Source organism: Agrobacterium sp. MCAB5 (assembly GCF_052114365.1).
Taxonomy (GTDB): Bacteria; Pseudomonadota; Alphaproteobacteria; order Rhizobiales; family Rhizobiaceae; genus Agrobacterium; species Agrobacterium tumefaciens.
Genome location: NZ_JBFREP010000006.1, coordinates 56,279 through 75,560 on the forward strand (window position 1 = coordinate 56,279; position 19,282 = coordinate 75,560).

17 protein-coding genes are annotated in these 19,282 nt (G+C 57.9%); 8 read left to right on the forward strand and 9 right to left on the reverse strand.

The features are described 5' to 3' along the window. Nucleotides 1-139: 139 nt before the first annotated feature. Genes AB4Z23_RS15245 through AB4Z23_RS15275 form a run of 7 tightly spaced genes read right to left on the reverse strand, consistent with a single transcriptional unit; the run spans nucleotide 140 to nucleotide 7,423 of the window. A complete protein-coding gene (locus tag AB4Z23_RS15245) occupies nucleotides 140-1,468 on the reverse strand; it encodes an NAD(P)/FAD-dependent oxidoreductase (RefSeq protein WP_441360330.1) in 1,329 nt (442 codons plus the stop codon). A gap of 4 nt (nucleotides 1,469-1,472) precedes the next feature. Further along, the gene (locus AB4Z23_RS15250) at nucleotides 1,473-2,933 is read right to left on the reverse strand and encodes an aspartate ammonia-lyase (RefSeq protein WP_029658880.1); all 1,461 of its coding nucleotides are present in this window, start codon (nucleotides 2,931-2,933) and stop codon (nucleotides 1,473-1,475) included. Between the two features lies 1 nt (nucleotide 2,934). Next, nucleotides 2,935-4,251: an NAD(P)/FAD-dependent oxidoreductase gene (locus tag AB4Z23_RS15255; RefSeq protein WP_003517554.1), complete on the reverse strand. Its 1,317-nt coding sequence runs from the start codon at nucleotides 4,249-4,251 to the stop codon at nucleotides 2,935-2,937. Nucleotides 4,252-4,296: 45 nt separating this feature from the next. After that, nucleotides 4,297-5,043, reverse strand: a complete 747-nt coding sequence (locus AB4Z23_RS15260; RefSeq protein ID WP_013761259.1) for an amino acid ABC transporter ATP-binding protein — start codon at nucleotides 5,041-5,043, stop codon at nucleotides 4,297-4,299. Next, nucleotides 5,040-5,852 (reverse strand): amino acid ABC transporter permease, encoded by an 813-nt coding sequence (locus AB4Z23_RS15265; RefSeq protein ID WP_112495926.1) that lies wholly within the window; start codon nucleotides 5,850-5,852, stop codon nucleotides 5,040-5,042. The genes AB4Z23_RS15260 and AB4Z23_RS15265 overlap by 4 nt, the downstream gene beginning before the upstream one ends. A 2-nt stretch (nucleotides 5,853-5,854) precedes the next feature. After that, entirely contained in the window at nucleotides 5,855-6,571 is a 717-nt protein-coding gene (locus AB4Z23_RS15270) for an amino acid ABC transporter permease (protein WP_003517557.1), read from the reverse strand. Between the two features lie 18 nt (nucleotides 6,572-6,589). Continuing rightward, nucleotides 6,590-7,423, reverse strand: a complete 834-nt coding sequence (locus AB4Z23_RS15275; protein ID WP_025596076.1) for a transporter substrate-binding domain-containing protein — start codon at nucleotides 7,421-7,423, stop codon at nucleotides 6,590-6,592. Between the two features lie 175 nt (nucleotides 7,424-7,598). On the opposite strand from AB4Z23_RS15275, the gene AB4Z23_RS15280 reads away from it, so the two are divergent. After that, nucleotides 7,599-8,369 carry an IclR family transcriptional regulator gene (locus AB4Z23_RS15280; RefSeq protein WP_019566338.1) on the forward strand — a complete coding sequence of 257 codons (771 nt, stop codon included), beginning with the start codon at nucleotides 7,599-7,601 and terminating at the stop codon, nucleotides 8,367-8,369. On the opposite strand, the gene AB4Z23_RS15285 is transcribed toward AB4Z23_RS15280, so the two are convergent. Together AB4Z23_RS15285 and AB4Z23_RS15290 are read right to left on the reverse strand one after the other, a co-directional pair. Beyond that, nucleotides 8,363-9,064 carry an SDR family NAD(P)-dependent oxidoreductase gene (locus AB4Z23_RS15285; protein WP_320187673.1) on the reverse strand — a complete coding sequence of 234 codons (702 nt, stop codon included), beginning with the start codon at nucleotides 9,062-9,064 and terminating at the stop codon, nucleotides 8,363-8,365. The genes AB4Z23_RS15280 and AB4Z23_RS15285 overlap by 7 nt on opposite strands. Before the next feature lie 15 nt (nucleotides 9,065-9,079). Further along, the gene (locus AB4Z23_RS15290) at nucleotides 9,080-10,402 is read right to left on the reverse strand and encodes an NAD(P)/FAD-dependent oxidoreductase (protein WP_441360331.1); all 1,323 of its coding nucleotides are present in this window, start codon (nucleotides 10,400-10,402) and stop codon (nucleotides 9,080-9,082) included. 366 nt (nucleotides 10,403-10,768) lie between these two features. Here AB4Z23_RS15290 and AB4Z23_RS15295 point away from each other — a divergent pair, with 366 nt between their 5' ends. The 7 genes from AB4Z23_RS15295 to AB4Z23_RS15325 all read left to right on the forward strand — a co-directional run bounded on the left by AB4Z23_RS15295 (nucleotide 10,769) and on the right by AB4Z23_RS15325 (nucleotide 19,281). Then, nucleotides 10,769-11,557: a GntR family transcriptional regulator gene (locus AB4Z23_RS15295; protein WP_003517566.1), complete on the forward strand. Its 789-nt coding sequence runs from the start codon at nucleotides 10,769-10,771 to the stop codon at nucleotides 11,555-11,557. Nucleotides 11,558-11,587: 30 nt separating this feature from the next. Then, nucleotides 11,588-12,703 carry an ABC transporter ATP-binding protein gene (locus AB4Z23_RS15300; RefSeq protein ID WP_441360332.1) on the forward strand — a complete coding sequence of 372 codons (1,116 nt, stop codon included), beginning with the start codon at nucleotides 11,588-11,590 and terminating at the stop codon, nucleotides 12,701-12,703. Then, a complete protein-coding gene (locus AB4Z23_RS15305) occupies nucleotides 12,700-13,629 on the forward strand; it encodes an ABC transporter permease (protein WP_013761267.1) in 930 nt (309 codons plus the stop codon). Before AB4Z23_RS15300 ends, AB4Z23_RS15305 begins: the two co-directional genes overlap by 4 nt. 11 nt (nucleotides 13,630-13,640) lie before the next feature. Beyond that, a complete protein-coding gene (locus tag AB4Z23_RS15310) occupies nucleotides 13,641-14,522 on the forward strand; it encodes a carbohydrate ABC transporter permease (protein ID WP_013761268.1) in 882 nt (293 codons plus the stop codon). Nucleotides 14,523-14,582: 60 nt separating this feature from the next. Continuing rightward, complete coding sequence (locus tag AB4Z23_RS15315) at nucleotides 14,583-16,112, forward strand: extracellular solute-binding protein (RefSeq protein ID WP_003517573.1); 1,530 nt, start codon at nucleotides 14,583-14,585, stop codon at nucleotides 16,110-16,112. Nucleotides 16,113-16,182: 70 nt separating this feature from the next. Next, nucleotides 16,183-18,513: an alginate lyase gene (locus AB4Z23_RS15320; protein WP_025596070.1), complete on the forward strand. Its 2,331-nt coding sequence runs from the start codon at nucleotides 16,183-16,185 to the stop codon at nucleotides 18,511-18,513. A gap of 18 nt (nucleotides 18,514-18,531) precedes the next feature. After that, nucleotides 18,532-19,281, forward strand: a complete 750-nt coding sequence (locus tag AB4Z23_RS15325) for an SDR family NAD(P)-dependent oxidoreductase (protein WP_441360333.1) — start codon at nucleotides 18,532-18,534, stop codon at nucleotides 19,279-19,281. The last annotated feature ends 1 nt before the right edge of the window (nucleotide 19,282 follow it).

Genomic DNA, 19,282 nt, shown 5'->3' on the forward strand with positions numbered 1-19,282 from the left:
GACCTGACGGGAAACCTCGCCGTTTTCCGAGCCGTAAGATGTCTGCGGGATGACCGGCGCGGCAAGTATCAACTCGCCTGTAGCGTGTCTCGCAGAAGCGGGCCGCGCACCGGACGCTATCTCTTGATCTTTAAAAATCTTACCGCAAATTCTCCAGCGCGCGGTGCAATCGCCCGAAACGCTCCAGGCGGAACGGCGCCGGATCGACGCATGGCTTGGAGCCTGTCACCAGATCAGCCGTCAGCGCTCCGGCACCGGGGCCGATACCGAACCCATGGCCGGAAAATCCGACGGCCAGATAAAGGCCGGGAATGGCACTGGCAGCAGAGATCACCGGAACGGCATCCGGCGTGACATCCATGAGGCCGCCCCAGGTAGACGTGATGCGGGCATTTGCAAATGCCGGGAAGGACTTGGACAACTTGTCGATACCTTGGGAAATGAGCTTCGATGACGGAACGGGATCGAGAATGCGGATCTGCTCGAACGGCGTCACAGCGTCACTTTTCCATTGGCGGGGCATCGCCATTTCCCGCAGGAACTGCCCGCCTGTCCGAAAGCGTAATGCCCGCCAGTTTTTAACGACCGACGGCAGGTAGTCGGCGAACAGACGGAAGCTATCCGGAGTGACGGGCGCGATATCCGCGTTGCGCTGCGCTACCGTAAAGCCGCCATCATGACGGCGACGGAAGGCGAAATCGTTACCGCCCACCGGCATATCCGTCATGCCATCAACACCCGACAGACGCGCGACGCTGCCCAGGATTTTGAGGATCGGAATATCAATTCCCATATTGCCCGCAAAAAGCCTGGACCACGCGCCACCCGCCAGCACGACGGAAGAGCAGCGGATTTCGCCATGTTCCGTCACCACACTGCTTACCTTCCCGGCGGAGCGTTCGATTGACCGGACCGCACAGCCCGTGAGGATATGGGCACCCTTTGCGGCAGCACCGCGTGCCATGGCGGGAACCGCCATGAACGGTTCGGCCTTGCAATCGCTCGGAGTGTGCATCACGGCCTTGAACTGCCTGCCCATGCCCGGCACCAGCGCGTGCATTGCCTCACCGCGCACAATGCGCGAGTCGAGACCCACTGCGGCGGCATGTTGGAGCCACTCCTCGTAAAAGGCGACGTCAGCGTCCGTCTCGCACAGATAGGCAATTCCGCACTGGCGCAACCCGGTTTCGGCGCCGACCCGCTCGTTCATGCCTCTCCAGAGCCTCAAGCTTTCCATGGAAAGCGGCAACTCGGCCGGATCACGTCCCATTTGGCGCACCCAGCCCCAGTTCCGGGACGATTGCTCACCAGCGATCAGCCCCTTTTCACAGACGGCAACGCTGATGCCACGCTCGACCAGAGACAACGCTGTCGATACGCCAATGATGCCGCCACCGATAACGACGACATCCACGTGCGCAGGCAGGGTCTTAGACGGCAAGACGGCATCAGGAATTATTCTGGACATTTTTTTAGCGCCTGTTGAGGGTGGACGTGCGGTTGCGGAAGCTGGCGATCCGTTGCTCGGTCCGGTCTGGGTCTGCAAATACTGCAACATCGGAAAAAAGTAGGTCGGCCTCCGCTCGCGTCATCAGTCCGCAAGCCACGGAAGCCTCCTGGACGGACAGGCCGTTAGTGGCCGCATGCTTGGCGACGGCAGATGCCGCCGGATAGCCGTAAATCGCCACGAGTGCTGTCGACAGGGCGAGCGATCCGGATGCATCGCTGAGGCCGCGCTCCATATTGACGTTTATCCCCGAGATACAATGGGAGACAAAAAGCGGGATCGCGCGTCGCATCAAACGAATGCTTTCGCTGATGGCTTCGAGAATGATCGATTCCCATACATTGAGGTCAAGTTCACCCTCGGCGGCGCGGGTGACTGTGGCATCATTACCGATCACACGGAAGGAGACCTGCATCATCATTTCAGGCATAACCGGATTGACTTTGCCCGGCATGATCGACGAACCCGGCTGCACCGCTGGAAGGGTGACCTCGGCAAGCCCCGCCCGCGGTCCTGATGACATCAGGCGCAGATCGGCCGCAAATTTCGACAGGGTCAGGGCGATTGCTTTCAATGCGGCTGAAATCCTCACCCAATCGTCGGCATTTTGCAGCGCGTCGAAAAAATTCTCCTCCGGCTGATAAGATTTGCCGGTCAGCGCCTGCAATTCTTCGAAGACGAAGCGGCGATAGGCTTGCGAGGCGCCAAAGGCAGTGCCGACGGCAGTGGCGCCAAGCGGCAGCCGCAGACAAACGTCTTCCAGACCAGACATCCCCGCCATCTGTCGCTCAAAGGCGGCTGAATAACCTGAAAACTGCTGACCGAAAGTGACAGGGAGCGCATCTTGCAAGCAGGTTCGACCAAGCTTGACCACGTCGCGAAAGGCATTCTCCTTGACCCGAAGAGCATCGACGAGAGAGCCCAGACCTGCGCGGAGGCCAGCCAGTTCACCCCCGACCGCCATTTTCATTGCCGAGGGAATGACATCGTTAGTGGATTGCGCCATGTTGACATGGGTATTGGCATGAACGGGATCCTGTCCCTTCCTGCCGGTCAGAATTTCACTTGCCCTGTTGGCCAGGACTTCGTTGACATTCATATTGGCCGCAGTGCCGCCGCCGCCATGATAGATATCGACAGGAAAATCCTGCCTGCTTGGCATTACGGCGTATTCGCTCGCAGCCATTTCGATTGCCCCGGCGATCTGCGGATCAAGGTCGCCGGCCCTGCAATTGGCCCGCGCGGCAGCCTGCTTTATGGCAATAATTGCCGGGATGAAGCCTTCGATATCGGCGATTGTCCGGCCGGAAATCGAGAAATTCTCGACCGCGCGCGCCGTCTGGATGCCATAGGCCAGGGCGGCCGGCATCAGCCGTGTTCCGAGCGCATCTTCTTCCAGACGCATTTCCGCTTGCCCTTCATCCATCTCAACGCCCCGGCCGGTCGAGGAAATCGCGCAGACGATACCATCCGGTAAAGGCAGGCAGGAACCATGGCTTGCCGGAATAGAAAGGAACGGCGGTGAATTTTTGCCGGTCGAACGCCGATTTGGCGTTTTGCTCGCCTAGGATCTTTCGCGCCGTCTGATAACCGAGATAGGTCATCAGCGCGACACCGTTGCCATTGCATCCCACCGCAAAATTCGCCCCATCGCGCTCACCGATATGAGCGAGCTTGTCAACCGTCATGGCGACACTTCCGACCCAGGAATGGGTGATCTTGACGCCAGCGAGCTGGGGCCAAACAGCCAGCATCCTGGCATAGATGTGCTTTGCGGCGCGCCTTTCCGACATTTCGAACACACCCGGGCGCGAACCGAAAAGCAGCCGCGTCCCGTCCGTCGACGGTCGGCTGAAGATGAGATCCCGGCGGGTGTCCGAAATCATGCGGCCCTGCGGGATAAGCTCAGCCATCAGATCGGCCGGCAACGGCTCGGTAGCGATCTGATAGCTCTTTACGGGCACGAGCCGGCGCGCCAATTCCGGCGTCGCATCATCCGCCGTATAGCCATTGGTCGCGACGATCACATCCTTCGTGCGGATCGTCCCACGCGCCGTTGGCACAATCTTATCGCGGTTTGGCCCGTCCTCAACGACGCCAGCACGGGCGTGGGAACGCAGCATGACACCGGCAGCCTTGGCCCGCCCGCGCAGCGCCTTGTGGTAAAGTCCCGGATGCAGGCCGCCATAGTCATCTATCAGCATACCCCCGTGATAATAATCCGAACCGATAGCCGCGCGCTGCTGATCTCGATCAAGGAAGCTGACCTTCACGCCAGTCTTTTCGGCAAGCAGAGCGCCGTGGCGCTTCAGCGTCACGTAGTCTGTGGCGGTGTGGGCGCCAAAAAAGCGACCAGTCAGCTTCAGCCCGGCATCGAGCTTCTCCGTGTCGATTAACATTTTCAGATATTCGAAGCTTTCGTTACTTTCGCCGATAAGCCGGTTGATCAACTCCGGGTCAATTCCCTTGATCGCGCCGCCAACGACGAGCTTCTGGCCGCTGGACACCATTCCGCCGGACCTCGTCGAGCAGCCGGAACCGAGCCGGTCACTGTCCAGCACGACAACGGAGCGTCCGGCACGCGCAAGGTGGGTTGCGGCAGCAAGACCAGCATAGCCGGAGCCGACCACCACGACGTCGGCATACTCGGGAACAGGATCGAGATTCGTCTCCGGCTCGGCCTCCTCCCACCAATAGGGAGCTTCCTTGAAATCGGCGGCGTAGATATCGTCAAACTTACGCATTGCATACCGGGCCGCAAAGGCCCGCCTTTCAGGAGTTTTGGGCAATCACAGAACCTGGCCAAGAAACTCGCGTGTGCGCGGATCTTTTGGATGGTCGAACAGCTCGACGGGTGGGGCACTTTCAACAATCAACCCCCGGTCGGTGAAGCAGACGCGGTGTGAAACCTCACGCGCGAATTTCATTTCGTGGGTGACGAGGACACAGGTCAGCCCTTCCTCAACAAGCTCGCGGATCGTAACGAGAACCTCCTTGACCGTTTCTGGGTCCAGGGCGGCAGTCACCTCATCGAAAAGAATGACTTCCGGCTGCATGGCAAGCGCGCGGGCAATAGCCACGCGTTGCTGCTGGCCGCCGGAAAGCTGGCCAGGATAGCTGTCGGCCTTTTCCGACAGGCGCACCTTGGCGAGAAGCTTCCGGGCGCGATCCGCGACCTCTGCCTTGTCATGGCCGAGCACTTGGATCGGCGCCATCATGATGTTTTCCAGGGCGGTGCGATGCGGAAAGAGATTGTATTGCTGGAACACCATCGCCACCTGGTGGCGCAATGGCCGCATTGCCTTCTCGGTGCGCATCTCGTGCACCTTGTGATTTCCCACCCGGATAAAACCCTCATTGACCGGAATCAGGCCGTTGATGCAGCGCAAAATGGTCGACTTTCCGGAACCGGACGGTCCGATGATGCAGACAGCCTCCCCCTTGCCGACGCTGAGGGAAATTCCTTTCAGGACCTCGAACGTGCCGAAAGATTTCCGGATGCCATCGATCTCGATCAGGGCGTTGGAGCGGTTCATAGATTGTCTCCTTTAACCGCATGCTCCAGGCGCCGCGCGAAGATCGCGATCGGGTAGCAATAGGCAAAAAACAGGAAGAGGATTGTCAGATAAAAATAGACGAGCGCCCGTTCGCTCTCCATCGCCAGTGAGGTGTTGAGGATGGTCAAAACGTCCTGAATACCCGTGACCGTGGCAAGCGCGGTTGCAATCATCAGCAGGGCATAGAGGTTCATCCAGCCAGGTATCATCCGGCGCAAGGCCTGGGGAAGGATGACGAAACGATAGATCTGAAGCTGGGTGTAACCGAGCGAACGGGACGCCTCCCATTGACCGCTATGGATCGACTGCACTGCGCCACGAATGACTTCGGAGAAGTTCGCCGCCGTCGGTAACGCCAGCCCGATGACCGCCTTTACGAAAGGCGGGAAAGGAACGACGAAGCCGAATATCTTCATCTCGAAAGGAAGAATGTAAAGCATCGCGAAAAGCAGGACGAGCCAAGGCGAGTTTCGCAGGAAATTCATGACGAAAAATGCCGGCAGGCGAATGAAGGGCGATTTTGCGAGCGTCGCAAGACCCATCACTGTGCCAAGGGTAGTCGCCACCGCCATGGAGGCAATCGACAGCAGGATGTTGAGGATGAAGCCGCCGCTTATCGGCCAGCCGGAGCCGGAGCCTGTCAGGAGCAGTGGCAGGCGCACGGCGACGCGGTTCCAGTGTTGCGCGCCGCCGGCGAGCGCATCGATCGCAATCCAGATTGCCACCGCAAGCGCGATGAAAAGCAGGACGGCGCGTTTCTTGTTTTCGTAAGTCATGGTGGAGACCATGGTCAGTGTCCCTTTCCATAACCGGGGAAAGCCATCCAGGCTTCGAGCCTGGACATTGCAAATGTCAGGATGGATACGAGCCCCACATAGATGACGAGCACGAGGATCATGACCTCGAGTGTGCGAAACGTGTCGTTGTAGATCTGGCCGGCGTAGTACATCAGTTCCGGCACCGTAATGACCGAAGCCTGAGAGGTTGTTTTGAACAGGTTGGTGAGAATGTTGGTAATCGCCGGCAGGCTGATGCGCACAGCGATCGGCGCCTCAACTTTCCAGAAACGCGACCACCGGCTGTATCCGAGCGACCGGGCCGCTTCTATGATCGACCGCGGCATGGTTTCGATGCCGGACCTGAAAGCCTCGATCGCCAGCGCTCCGCCGAACAGGCTGAGCGAAATCGAGGCGCAGGCGAATGCACTCAGAAGCGGCATCTGCAGACCGGTGGAGGGATCGGTGACTTTCAACCCCAGCGTCGACAGCGTGAAATAGGCAAAAAGCATCTGCAGCAGTGGCGGCGTGTTGCGGAACACCTCCACGAACAGCTCGATGATGGCATCCAGCCAGAAAATCCGCAAAGTCAGCGCAAGCGCACCGAGAAGGCCGATGATGATCGCGGCACTGGATGACAGTGCCGCAAGTTTGAGTGTGTTGAGGACCCCGGTGAGCAGCCATTGCTGATAGGCTGGATCCGTAAGCCAGGAATAATCAAGACCGAACAATAGCTGCTCCAGACCCTATCAGTTCAGTTTTGCTTTGGCAGCCTTGGCGCGCTCGGCAATGTAATCGGCGTGGGGAATATTGAACTCTGTTTCCCAGGCGATCATCTTGCCTTCGGCTTCCGCCTTGGTGATGGCCTTGTCCACGGCCTCCTGGAACGCCTTGTCGCCTTCGCGGATGCCACCTGCCATCGGCAGATACTCATAGGTGGGGACGGCGACCTTGTAGCCCTTCCAGTCCGCTTCCTGAACCTTGAGGTCAAGGGTCATCTGGTCGAAGACAAAACCTACGCAACGATTGTCGCGCAAAGCGCGCATGGCCTCCGGTTGGGTCTTGAAGGCAACGAGCTGGATTCCGAATTCCTCGGTCATCTTCTTGTTATAATAGGATCCCTGAATGCCGCAGACCGGCTTACCCTTCAGTTGCTCCCATTTGCTGGTGGTCGCTTCTTTGGCCATCATGACGGCCGGACCTGGCGACGATACGTAAGCGGTGGTGAAATCGATAACCTTGTCGCGCTCCGGCGTGACGCCAAGCGTCGCGAAAATCGCATCGATACGACCAGCGGTCAGGAACTCGATACGATTGGCGGCAACGACCGGCACAAATTCGATCTTGTCTGAAGACCCCAGAAGTTCCTTGGCGACGTATTTTGCCAGTTCGACTTCGAAGCCGATGATCTCACCCTTGTCGTTGAGATACCCATAAGGTGGATAATCGTTCTTGACGCCGACGATCAGCTTGTCGCGGGCCTTGACGTCATCAAGCGTACCGGCGAGCGCGGCACTGGCCGCCAGCATGCTCAAGGCCGCCAGGGCGGTAGTTGCGAGAATGTTTGCTGCTTTTTTCTTCATTTTGTTCCCCTGTTTGTTCAAGCGGGTCTGGCGTTCTCGAAACCCGCAGGTCGTCTTCAAAATCAAGCTGCCTACAAAATATTCACTTATTTAATCTGCTCAATTTTGGTCATTGAATACGCAGTTTTCTCATTATACAAGTTATTGAGATTTTATTTTCATAATGTGAGACAATATGGCCAAATCCACCCAATCCTCTTCTGGTGGCGCGCAGCTTCTGGATCGAGCGGTAGCTCTTCTCGATCTTGTTGCAGACGGCGGCGTACAAGGCGTCACGCTCAAGGAACTGACGAACAGATCCGGACTCAACACGGCTACCTGCCACCGCATCCTCAACACGCTGGTCGGCCACAAGCTCCTCGCCCGCGACGACAGGAAGCGCTGTTACCGGCTGGGCGCGCGTATGGCGATTTACGGTGCGCGCGCCGCACGTGGACCTGGCATCATCAGCCGCTGCGAAATGGCGCTGACCCGCATTCGGCGCCGAACCGGCGATACCATCCACCTGATGGCCCGGCTGAACCACGATTCCGTTTGCCTCGACAGACGCGACGGAGAATGCGTGGTGCCGACACTGACCGGCTCGATCGGTGGTTCGGTCCCGCTTGGCGTCGGTCCAGGCTCAATTGCCATGCTCGCCTTCCTCGAAGAGGACGAACAGGAATTCATCATCCGCGCCAATATCGAGCGCTATGCCGCCTACCGCGATCTCACCGCCGACAAAGTGCGCCGACTGATCGCTGAAACACGCGAACGCGGTTATGCAATCGACGTCGGCGAGCTTATCCCCGGGATTGCCGGCGTTTCCGTGCCGATTTTTTCGGATGGTACAACGCCAAACGCTTCCCTGGGCTTCACACTTTTAAGTGCCAAGCTGGAGCCCGGCACACTGGAGCAATATGCGATGCTGCTGAAGGACGAAATCTCGGCGATCGTCGATCAATAGCTGTCATCGAGCAGGCAGTTGACCCAGAATTCCGAAACACTCGCGCGGTTCGGCAAACTGACGACATGCAGGATGGAGCTGGCAATATCTTCAGGTTGGGTCAGGGTGTCCGACGGCGTCGCGCCTGCCAGAGGCAGCCCCATATCAGTCGCAACGAAACCCGGACATATGGCGGTCGCCCTCACACCCTTGTCGAAACCGGCATGACGGATTGCATGCGACAGGCCAAGGGCTGCGAATTTCGAGACCGAGTAGGCGCCAGACACGGCCGATTTGACCCTTTTCCCCGATAGCGAGGCGACAATCGCCACGCGACCTGCTCCGGACGCGATTAGCGGGTCCCAGCAGGCCTGCACAAGGCGCCGCGGGCCATTGACGTTGACGTCCATCAATGAGGCGAACTCCTCGTCAGTCGCTTCCACCACGGTCTTGCGCACCATGACGCCGGCGTTGGCAACAACAGCATCGATGCGCCCGAACCGTGCCAGAACGGCAGCAGCCCAGTCGACAGGCGATTGCGGGGCGAGCGCGTCATAGCCCTGCACGTGGACTAACGCTGGATCTGCCCATTCCGGCAGTAGCGGCGTGCGCATTCCAAGCGAGACCTTCCAGCCGGCCTCCATAAAGGCCCTGCCAGTGGCAGCACCGATACCGCGATTGCCTCCGGAAATGAGGACGGTTTTCCTGTCGGTCATATAGGTTTTCCTTTCTCAGGCATGGGGCAGAAGGGTGGCGCCTTCCTTGCGGGTTGCACGGTTTTCCTGCATGCGAAAATAACGAAGGCGCAGACCGGGCGCGAAGGACATCAGCAACGGCGCCCTGTGCAGTGGTTCAATTTTCAGGGATAGATCCTTGTCCGGCACGCCCAGCGCCCATTCTGACAAGACGCCGCCAAGCATTGAGCCGGTTGGCACGCCGCGGCCAGAAAGTCCCGTACAGGCAACGATGCCGGGCGCCAGATCATAGAGCCTCGGGACAGTGCGCATCTGCATGTCCAGTTCGCCGAACCAGAAATATTCCCAGCGGATTTCCTCGCTGATCTGCGGATGAAGGAACTTCAGCCGGTCTGTGAGAACCTGCCGGGTATAGTCAGGGTCTGCGCCACGCTGGCCCATGGGGAACATGGAGGCAACAATGCGACCTTCACGGTTGTATTTGTAGACATAGATATCGCCGCGCCCATCATGCATGGTCGTGTTGTGGGGCAGGACTTTTGCGCGCGTTTCCGGATCGAGCGGCTGGGTGGCTGCGAGAAACACTTTCTTGATGCGAAAGCTTTTATCGAGGTTTTTCCAGCCACCGACGGTGTAGGCGCCGGTCGCGAAGATCACCTTTTCAGCCAGCACAGTGCCCCGGGGCGTTCGCACGGACCATTTCCCGGCCTCTGGCTGGACATCCTCGACCGGGGACGCGGTAAACACCTGCCCGCCCTCTGCGATAACGGCGCGCGCAAGGCCACGTGCGTATGAAAGCGGGTTCAAATGACCGCCCTCCTCGTGATACCAGGCGCCATAAAAACGAGGGCTGCCTGTCAACGCTTCGACCTCGTCCCTGCCAATGACCCGGCAGCGCGCGCCAGCGCCGGCATATGCATCAGACTTCATCTGCAGCGTGGACATGGCGCCGGGACGCAATGCGCCCATAACATAACCATTCTGGACCCATTCGCAGTCGATTCCGTAGGTCGAGATCATCTCGACGACGCGATCATTGGCCCGCGTCTGGCGGTGAATAAGGCGCTCCGCCCAGGGCTCGCCCAGAATTTTTCCGAGCGACGGCAGGCTGTAATAGCTGAAGGTCGGGGTGCAGTGGCCGGCATTGCGGCCCGAACCGCCAAAACCTGCCTCTTGCGCTTCGACCAAAGCAACCTTGACGCCCCTGCGCGCCAGCTCCAGCGCCGTCGTCAATCCGGTATATCCCGCGCCCACGACACAGACGTCCACATCGACACGGCCTTCGAGCCTCGCGGTTTTCGGTGCGGGCGCTGCGGTTGCAAACCACAAGGTTTGGTCAAAAGGTGAAAATTTTCCCAAATTCGTTCTCCTCAAGGCGCACGAAGGTAATCCGGGAACAGCACAGTTCCGGGAAAAGATGTCTCGACATGGATTACAGATGAGCACTGCTGATTTTCTATGCGTGCCAGATTTTACAGCAAATCGTCAATCGCGATCTCATATTACGACCGTCACAGCGTCATTTTTTCATATAGTGATTTTTTTGCCGTGCGACGAGCGGCAAGCATGGATCGGCAGATAGCCGAGACAACACCGGCCACTGCCGGACGCATTGAGATCGGACCCGATTATTCAACCGCCAACACGAGACTGCCCGGGGCTTGACTCGCGGAAAATCAAAAGATATGTCACTTTCAATTCTAATATATCAGTTAGGCATTTGATATGTCTGTTACCCTTGAATTCCCATCGTTACCGCTGTCCGAACTCGTCACCCCGCAAGACCTGCCGGCTGACGGAAACATGACCAACAGGATCCATGCCTTACTTCGCAAACTGATTGTCGAGGTGAAGCTGCTCCCAGGGCGGGCGCTGTCGGAAAAGGAGATCGCGACACTGCTGCATGTCAGCAAAACGCCCGTCCGCGAGGCGATCATTCGCCTTTCCGAAGAGGGTTTCGTAACTGTCGTGCCGCAAGGGGGCACCTACATCTCGCCGATCGACGTTCAGCGGTACATGGAGGCCTGTTTCATCCGGTTCAAGCTGGAAGAAGGCGCTGTGATCGAGGCCACCAAGCGGCATTCGCTGGAAGACATCGCACGGCTGAAAACCTGTCTGTCGCAGCAGCGCACTGCTGCCGCGGATGAGGAATTCACCAATTTTTTCCTGCTCGACGAGGAATTCCACCGCACGATCTTTTCGGCAGCTCGCCTTCCTGGAGCCTGGAGCGTGGTAAATCAGGCGAAAGGCGAAATGGACCGAATGCGACACCTGAAGCGCGTTTTTGCAGTCCGTCGCACCGAGAAGGTTATCGAAGAGCACGAAGCAATCGTGAACTCAATCGAATCCGGCGATGTCGAAGCGGCAAGAGAGGCCGTACAGCGCCACCTCGGATCACTCGAAACCAAAATCGCAGAACTCTCCAAGAACCCGAAGATCTGGACCTTCATCGAGCAGGTCAACACGCGTGTCACGAGGAAGCGCGCGTCACGGGGGCAGAAGACGCCTGACTGAACATTCAAGGCTTTTGAGGAGGGGCCTTTCATGTCCGCAGTTCAAATCAACGACGTCGTCAAGCGCTATGGTGCCCTTGAAGTCGTCCACGGTATCAATCTTTCCATACAGCCGCAGGAATTCGTTGTCCTCGTAGGTCCTTCGGGATGCGGAAAGTCCACCACGCTGCGCATGCTCGCCGGGCTGGAAGACATTTCGGACGGCACCGTTTCAATGGACGGCCGAGTGGTCAACAAGATCGCGCCCAAAGACCGCGATGTCGCGATGGTGTTTCAGAACTACGCGCTTTATCCGCACCTGAGCGTGGCCGATAACATCGCTTTTGGCCTGCGAGTCAGGGGCGAAAAGCGAGCGGTTATCGACAAGGCGGTGGCAGAAGCTGCACAGATCCTCGGGCTCACCGAATATCTGGGCCGCAAGCCGGCGGATCTTTCCGGTGGCCAGCGCCAACGTGTCGCCATGGGTCGTGCCATCGTGCGCAGGCCGAAAATCTTCCTGTTCGACGAACCTCTCTCGAACCTCGACGCCAAGCTGCGCACCCACATGCGGGCCGAAATTAAACTGCTGCACAAGCGGATGAACGCCACCAGCATCTACGTGACGCACGATCAGGTCGAGGCAATGACACTTGCGGACCGCATCGTCATCATGAATGGCGGCCATATCGAGCAGGTCGGTTCGCCGATGGAGGTTTTCCTCGAACCGGCCAACACGTTCGTCGCAAGTTTTATCGGCTCACCGCCCATGAACCTTCTGGACGGGACGATTGAAAAGCAGGATGGCACCATAAAGGTCAAAATCACGGGTAGTGCCGGACAACGCTTCAGCGTCCCGGAAGCATTTGCGAAAAATGCGACGGAAGGACAGCAGGTCAAACTCGGCCTGCGACCCGAAATCATGTCGATAGAGACCGAAGACAGTCGTGAAAACCTCAATTGCAGCATCGACCTCGTGGAGCCCTTGGGCGCGGAGGCTCTGCTCCACGGCAGGGCTGATGGCCAGCCATTTATCGCCAAGGCGGAAACACTTTACGGCGATCATACTCTCAACGGCGTCACCCGACTTGGCATCGATACCACACGCATCCATGTCTTCGATGCGGCAACCGGAAGGTCGCTGAAAACCCCAAGCGGGGCGCGACCATGAAAAAGGGTTTTCAGGAACGCCTTCACGATCTCCAGGAAGATGTTCGCCGTGACTGGCAGCTCTACCTACTTCTCGCTCCGATGATTATCTGGTTCGCCGTCTTTCTCTATAAGCCCATGTACGGGCTGGTCATCGCGTTTCAGGACTTCTCGATTTTTCGCGGCATTGCAAAGAGCCCGTGGGTCGGTTTTGAAAACTTCGCGGAGCTCTTTCACAATGACATGTTCATCCGCGCCTTCTGGAACACCCTAAAAATCAGCGCTCTCGGCCTGATCTTCGCGTTTCCGGTACCGATCATCCTGGCCTTGATGTTCAACGAGGTTCAAAACAGCGTTGCCCGAAGCTGGGCCCAGACGATCGTTTACCTGCCGCATTTCATTTCGGTGGTGATCGTGGCCGGCATCGTCATCAACTTCCTGTCGCCGTCGATAGGCATCGTCAATCTTCTGCTGAAAGGCCTTGGATTCGAGCCGATATACTTCCTGACCCAGCCGGAATGGTTTCGTCCGATTTATATCGGCTCGTCGGTCTGGAAGGAAGCGGGCTTCGAATCCATCGTCTATCTCGCCGCCATCGCTGGCGTGAGCCCGACGCTTTATGAATCCGCCCGGGTGGACGGGGCATCGCGCTGGCAGATGATGTGGCGGATCACCCTGCCCTGCATCCTGCCGACAATCGTGATCATGCTGATCATCCGCATCGGCAATCTGGTCGAGGTCGGGTTTGAATATATCATTCTGCTCTATCGGCCATCCACCTATGAAACGGCAGATGTCGTTTCCACCTTCATTTACCGCACCGGCTTGCAGGGTACCCAATACGATCTCGCGACGGCCGCCGGACTGTTCAATGCGGTTATCGCTTTCGTCCTCGTCTATTCGGCAAATCGCATCAGCCGAAAAGTCTCGTCGACATCGCTTTGGTGAGGAGCTGAAAGATGGCAAACTTCAATCTATATTCCCGCGGCGACAGGATTTTTGGCTGGGCAAATGCCATTCTTCTGGGTCTGTTCGTTCTGTCGACGCTTTATCCCTTCATCTATGTGCTGTCGGTCTCGCTATCTTCTGGGGCCGCAGTCACGGCTGGCCGTGTCACGTTATGGCCGGTTGATGTGACCCTTGCCGCTTACGACAGGGTATTGTCGGACAGGATGTTCTGGGTCGCCTATGGCAACACGTTCATCTACACCTTCGGCGGCACGCTGATGAGCCTGCTGATCATGATCCCCGGAGCCTACGCCCTTTCGCGCAAACGCCTGCGCGGCCGCACTTTCTTCAACATCGCCATCGCTTTTACGCTGTGGTTCAACGCCGGCATGATCCCCTTCTTTCTGAACATGCGCGATCTTGGACTTCTCGACAGCCGCTTCGGCATCATCCTCGGATTTGCGGCAAACGCCTTCAACGTCATTCTGCTGCGCAACTTCTTCGAAGCGGTGCCAAAGTCCTTCGAAGAAGCCGCCAAAATGGACGGAGCAAGCGAGTTGCAGCTGCTGTGGAAGGTGTTCATTCCGCTTTCCAAGCCAGCAATCGTGACCGTTGCGCTGTTCTGCGTCGTTTCGCGGTGGAACGGTTACTTCTGGGCGATGGTCTTGCTGCGCGGCGAGGAGAAGATCCCGCTTCAGGTCTATCTGAAGCGCGTGATCGTCGATCTTAACTCGAACGACGAATTCGCATCGAGTCTGCTCACCGCCCACTATTCGTTCGAGACGGTAACATCCGCGATCATGATCGCTTCCATCATTCCCGTCCTCATCATTTACCCCTACGCGCAGAAGTATTTCACCAAAGGAATTCTGCTGGGCGGAGTCAAAGAGTAGCAGCACAAGGGAGGAGAACCTGTGAGAGCACTACGAAAAGGCACGCCCCTACTGGCGTTGATGACAGCCGCAACCCTGGCCTTGCCGGCATCGGCGCAGGATTCAGGGAAAATTTCCAAGGATCCGCTGGAGCTTACGATCCACTTCCACTTCCGTGACAAATACGTCTACTCGGAAAAATGGCCGGTGGAGCAAAAGGCCGCCGAGATCACCAACATTCATGTCCGCAACGTGGCGTCGCTGGCGACCACCAGCAGCCGCGATGCATTCAACCTTCTGATCGCCTCGGGCAACCTTCCCGACATCGTCGGCGGCGACGCCACGGGCGGGCTGAAGGAAGACTTCATTCGCTACGGGTTGGAGGGCGCATTCATTCCACTCGATGACCTGATCGAGGAAAACGCCCCCAACCTCAAGGCATTCTTCGACAGCCACAAGGAAATCCGCAACGCCATCTCCGGACCGGACGGCAAGCTCTATTTCATCCCTTACGTCCCTGATGGCAAGTTCTCGCGCGGCTGGTTCATCCGCCAGGATTGGCTCGACAAGCTTGGGCTGAAGCAGCCGGAAACACCGGAAGAGGTCTACGAAGTTCTGAAAGCCTTCCGTGACAAGGACCCGAACGGCAACGGTCTCAAAGATGAAGTTCCCTACTTTGCCCGTGAGGAAATCGATGCGGTCCGCCTTATCAATCTGTGGGATGCGCGCGTGTCCGGATCCGAGCGTTATGGCGACTTTGCCGTTTATGACGGACAACTTCGTCATCCCTGGGCGGAGGAAAACTACAAGACCGGGATTTCCAACGTGGCCAAATGGTACAAGGAAGGCCTGATCGACAAGGAGATTTTCACCCGCGGTGCTCGCTCGCGTGAATATCTGCTGGGCAACAATCTCGGCGGCATGACGCATGACTGGTTCGCCAGCACCTCGACCTACAACGACGCCCTTTCGCCAAAGATCAACGGTTTCGCGCTAAAGCCGATGCTGCCGCCAAAGACGGTCTCGGGCCAACGGTTTGAGGATTCCCGTCGGCTGCGTGTCCAGCCCGTCGGCTGGGCTATTTCGGCGACCAACGAACACCCGGTCGAAACAATCAAGTATTTCGATTTCTGGTTCTCTCAACAGGGGCGCATCCTGTCGAATTTCGGCGTCGAGGGCCTGACCTACGAGATGGTCGATGGCAAGCCGCAATTCAAGAAGGAAATCCTCGACAACAAGGACCCGGTGAATGCCCAGTTGTGGGCGGTCGGTGCGGCGATCCCGCGCGGATACTGGATGGACTACGAATATGAGCGCCAGTGGACAAACAAGATCGCGCTTGAAGGCATCGATATGTACGACAAGTGCAACTGCCTCAAGGATGAGTTCATGGGCGTTTCCCTGAACGCAGAGGAAAAGGCGACATTCGACCGCTACTGGCCGAGCATCCTCACCTACATGACCGAGATGCAGCAGACCTGGATACTGGGTGCCCAGGACGTCGATGCCGGCTGGGATGCCTACAAGAAACGCCTCACGGCCCTCGGTTACGACGAGGTCATCAAGATGATGCAATCGGCCTATGACCGCCAGTACAAGGCCGCGCAATAAACCTTCGACCGTGATGGCGGCTTTGTCGCCGCCATCCTTTCCCTTCTGTTTTCATAGGAGTTAGAGCGCAATGTGTCCCTCTGCCCCGGCCATCTCCCGACAGACACTTCTCGATGAACCCCGGCCGGGTTCATTGACCATTGGCTACGAGCCAAGCGAAGAAGTACCGCCGACGGAGAACCCTCCGCGCTTTTCATGGCTGCCCGACATCGACGACGGTGCGCGCTACGTATTGCGGATTTCGTCCGATCCCGGTTTTGCAGACAAAAAGACGCTCGTCTTTGAAGATCTCGCGTGGAATTTCTTTACGCCGGACGAAGCCCTTCCGGAAGGCCGCTATCACTGGTGTTATGCGTTGTGGGGCCAAACGTCCGCGACGCCGGATTCCAACTGGAGTACCGTGCGCAGCTTCGAGATCGGCGCTTCGTTGCCGAAAACGCCGCTACCCGGCAGGAAGGCGCGTCATGCTGCCGCGCATGCCAGCCATCCACGGCTCTGGCTCAATCCGGAAAAGTTGCGCTGCTTCTCGGAGGCGGTGGCAAAGGACCCCAATCATTGCAGCTGGTCCGAGTTCTACGAGAAATCGGTAAAACCCTGGCTTGAGCGGCCGGTCATACCGGAACCTCAGCCTTATCCCAACAATATGCGCGTCGCAGGACTCTGGCGACAGATGTATATTGATTGCCAGGAAGTGATCTATGCGATCCGGCACCTGGCTATTGCCGGTCGGGTGCTCGGACGCGACGAACTACTCGATGCGTCGCGCAAGTGGCTGCTGGCAGTCGCTGGCTGGGATCCGAAAGGCGCGACCTCCCGGGCCTATAATGACGAGGCGGGGTTCCGTGTCGTCGTGGCACTCGCCTGGGGCTATGACTGGCTATACGATTATCTGAGCGAAGACGAGCGCGAGACCGTACGCTCGGTTCTTCTTGAACGAACGCGGGAGGTCGCCGACCATGTTATTGCGCATGCCCGCATCCACGTATTTCCCTATGACAGCCATGCCGTACGTTCGCTTTCGGCAGTATTGACGCCGGCCTGTATCGCACTTCAGGGCGAAAGCGACGAGGCGGGCGAATGGCTCGATTATACCGTTGAATTCCTCGCCACCCTCTATTCTCCCTGGGCTGGAACTGACGGTGGCTGGGCGGAAGGGCCACATTACTGGATGACCGGCATGGCTTATCTCATAGAGGCCGCCAATCTGGTCCGCTCCTATATCGGTTACGATCTTTATCAGCGGCCATTTTTCCAGAACACGGGGCGCTTCCCGCTTTATACCAAGGCGCCGGGAACCCGTCGCGCCAATTTTGGCGACGACTCCACGCTTGGCGATCTTCCCGGCCTGAAACTGGGTTACAATGTTCGGCAATTTGCCGGCGTTACCGGCAACGGCCATTACCAATGGTATTTCGATCACATCAAGGCCGATGCGACGGGCACAGAAATGGCCTTCTACAATTACGGCTGGTGGGACCTGAACTTCGACGATCTCGTCTATCGTCACGACTATCAGCAGGTGGAAGCAGTCTCGCCTGCAGACTTGCCGGCACTCGCTGTTTTCGATGATATCGGTTGGGCGACCATCCAGCAACATATGGAAGACCCGGAACGGCATCTGCAATTCGTCTTCAAATCCAGTCCCTACGGTTCGCTAAGCCACAGCCATGGCGACCAGAATGCCTTTGTCCTCTATGCCTACGGCGAGGATCTGGCGATCCAGTCCGGCTATTACGTGGCGTTCAACTCGCAGATGCATCTGAACTGGCGCCGTCAGACACGGTCGAAGAACGCCGTTCTGATCGGCGGCAAGGGACAATATGCGGAAAAGGACAAGGCACTCGCGCGTCGTGCCGCCGGCCGTATCGTATCGGTTGAGGAAAATCCGGGACATATCCGGATCCTCGGAGATGCTACGTCTGCCTATCAGGTCGCGAATCCGCTGGTTATGAAAGCGCAGCGCGAAATGCACTTCGTCAACGACAGCTATTTCGTGATTGTCGATGAGGTGGAGTGCTCCGAGCCCCAGGAACTGCAATGGCTTTGCCATACCACAGGGGCACCGCAGACCGGCAAGTCGAGCTTTCGCTACAATGGCCAAAAGGCGGGCTTTTACGGCCAGTTTGTCTTCTCGTCAGCCGGCACACCGCAGATCGCGGCCGTCGAAGGTTTTCCCGACATTGATCCCAAGGAGTTCGAGGGTCTTGATGTCCACCATCACGTCTGCGCCACGGTTCCAGCAGCAACTCGGCATCGGCTGGTCACCCTTCTGGTGCCTTACAGTTTAAAGGAGCCGAAGCGCATCTTCAGCTTCATAGACGATCAGGGTTTTTCGACCGACATCTATTTCAGCGACGTCGACGACCAGCGTTTCAAGCTCTCCCTTCCCAAGCAATTCTAACCATACGAGGTTCTTCAAATGCAGCGTTTTACCAACATGACCGTTGTTGTAGCCGGCGCCGGCCGGGATATCGGCCGGGCATGCGCCATTCGTTTTGCGCAGGAAGGCGCCAATGTCGTCCTCACCTACAATGGAGCCGCTGAAGGTGCGGCCACGGCTGTTGCCGAAATCGAAAAGCTTGGCCGTTCGGCTCTGGCGATCAAGGCAGACCTGACAAACGCAAGCGAAGTAGAGGCTGCCATTTCTGCTGCCGCAGACACATTCGGTGAGATCCATGGCCTCGCCCATGTTGCGGGTGGGCTTATCGCCCGCAAGACAATCGCTGACATGGACGAAGCCTTCTGGCATCAGGTCCTCGACGTCAACCTGACGTCGCTGTTCCTGACAGCCAAGGCCGCACTGCCCAAAATGGCAAAGGGCGGCGCGATCGTAACCTTCTCGTCGCAGGCGGGCCGTGACGGCGGTGGGCCGGGCGCGCTCGCCTATGCCACTTCCAAGGGTGCCGTGATGACTTTTACCCGAGGACTTGCCAAGGAAGTTGGCCCGAATATTCGCGTCAACGCCGTCTGCCCCGGCATGATCTCCACCACCTTCCACGACACCTTCACCAAACCCGAAGTGCGTGAAAGGGTGGCAGGCGCCACATCGCTGAAGCGCGAAGGCTCAAGCGAAGACGTTGCCGGTCTGGTGGCGTTTCTTGCGTCCGACGATGCCGCTTATATCACCGGCGCCTGCTACGACATCAACGGCGGCGTCCTGTTCTCCTGAT

What these genes read in the sequence shown, in the direction of transcription:
- AB4Z23_RS15255 (WP_003517554.1), bottom strand. Translation starts at nt 4,251, where the DNA reads ATGCGTAAGTTTGACGATATCTACGCCGCCGATTTCAAGGAAGCTCCC.
- AB4Z23_RS15300 (WP_441360332.1), top strand. Translation starts at nt 11,588, where the DNA reads ATGTCCGCAGTTCAAATCAACGACGTCGTCAAGCGCTATGGTGCCCTT.
- AB4Z23_RS15280 (WP_019566338.1), top strand. Translation starts at nt 7,599, where the DNA reads ATGGCCAAATCCACCCAATCCTCTTCTGGTGGCGCGCAGCTTCTGGAT.
- AB4Z23_RS15260 (WP_013761259.1), bottom strand. Translation starts at nt 5,043, where the DNA reads ATGAACCGCTCCAACGCCCTGATCGAGATCGATGGCATCCGGAAATCT.
- AB4Z23_RS15250 (WP_029658880.1), bottom strand. Translation starts at nt 2,933, where the DNA reads ATGGATGAAGGGCAAGCGGAAATGCGTCTGGAAGAAGATGCGCTCGGA.
- AB4Z23_RS15275 (WP_025596076.1), bottom strand. Translation starts at nt 7,423, where the DNA reads ATGAAGAAAAAAGCAGCAAACATTCTCGCAACTACCGCCCTGGCGGCC.
- AB4Z23_RS15325 (WP_441360333.1), top strand. Translation starts at nt 18,532, where the DNA reads ATGCAGCGTTTTACCAACATGACCGTTGTTGTAGCCGGCGCCGGCCGG.
- AB4Z23_RS15295 (WP_003517566.1), top strand. Translation starts at nt 10,769, where the DNA reads ATGTCTGTTACCCTTGAATTCCCATCGTTACCGCTGTCCGAACTCGTC.
- AB4Z23_RS15320 (WP_025596070.1), top strand. Translation starts at nt 16,183, where the DNA reads ATGTGTCCCTCTGCCCCGGCCATCTCCCGACAGACACTTCTCGATGAA.
- AB4Z23_RS15265 (WP_112495926.1), bottom strand. Translation starts at nt 5,852, where the DNA reads ATGGTCTCCACCATGACTTACGAAAACAAGAAACGCGCCGTCCTGCTT.
- AB4Z23_RS15315 (WP_003517573.1), top strand. Translation starts at nt 14,583, where the DNA reads ATGACAGCCGCAACCCTGGCCTTGCCGGCATCGGCGCAGGATTCAGGG.
- AB4Z23_RS15310 (WP_013761268.1), top strand. Translation starts at nt 13,641, where the DNA reads ATGGCAAACTTCAATCTATATTCCCGCGGCGACAGGATTTTTGGCTGG.
- AB4Z23_RS15285 (WP_320187673.1), bottom strand. Translation starts at nt 9,064, where the DNA reads ATGACCGACAGGAAAACCGTCCTCATTTCCGGAGGCAATCGCGGTATC.
- AB4Z23_RS15305 (WP_013761267.1), top strand. Translation starts at nt 12,700, where the DNA reads ATGAAAAAGGGTTTTCAGGAACGCCTTCACGATCTCCAGGAAGATGTT.
- AB4Z23_RS15245 (WP_441360330.1), bottom strand. Translation starts at nt 1,468, where the DNA reads ATGTCCAGAATAATTCCTGATGCCGTCTTGCCGTCTAAGACCCTGCCT.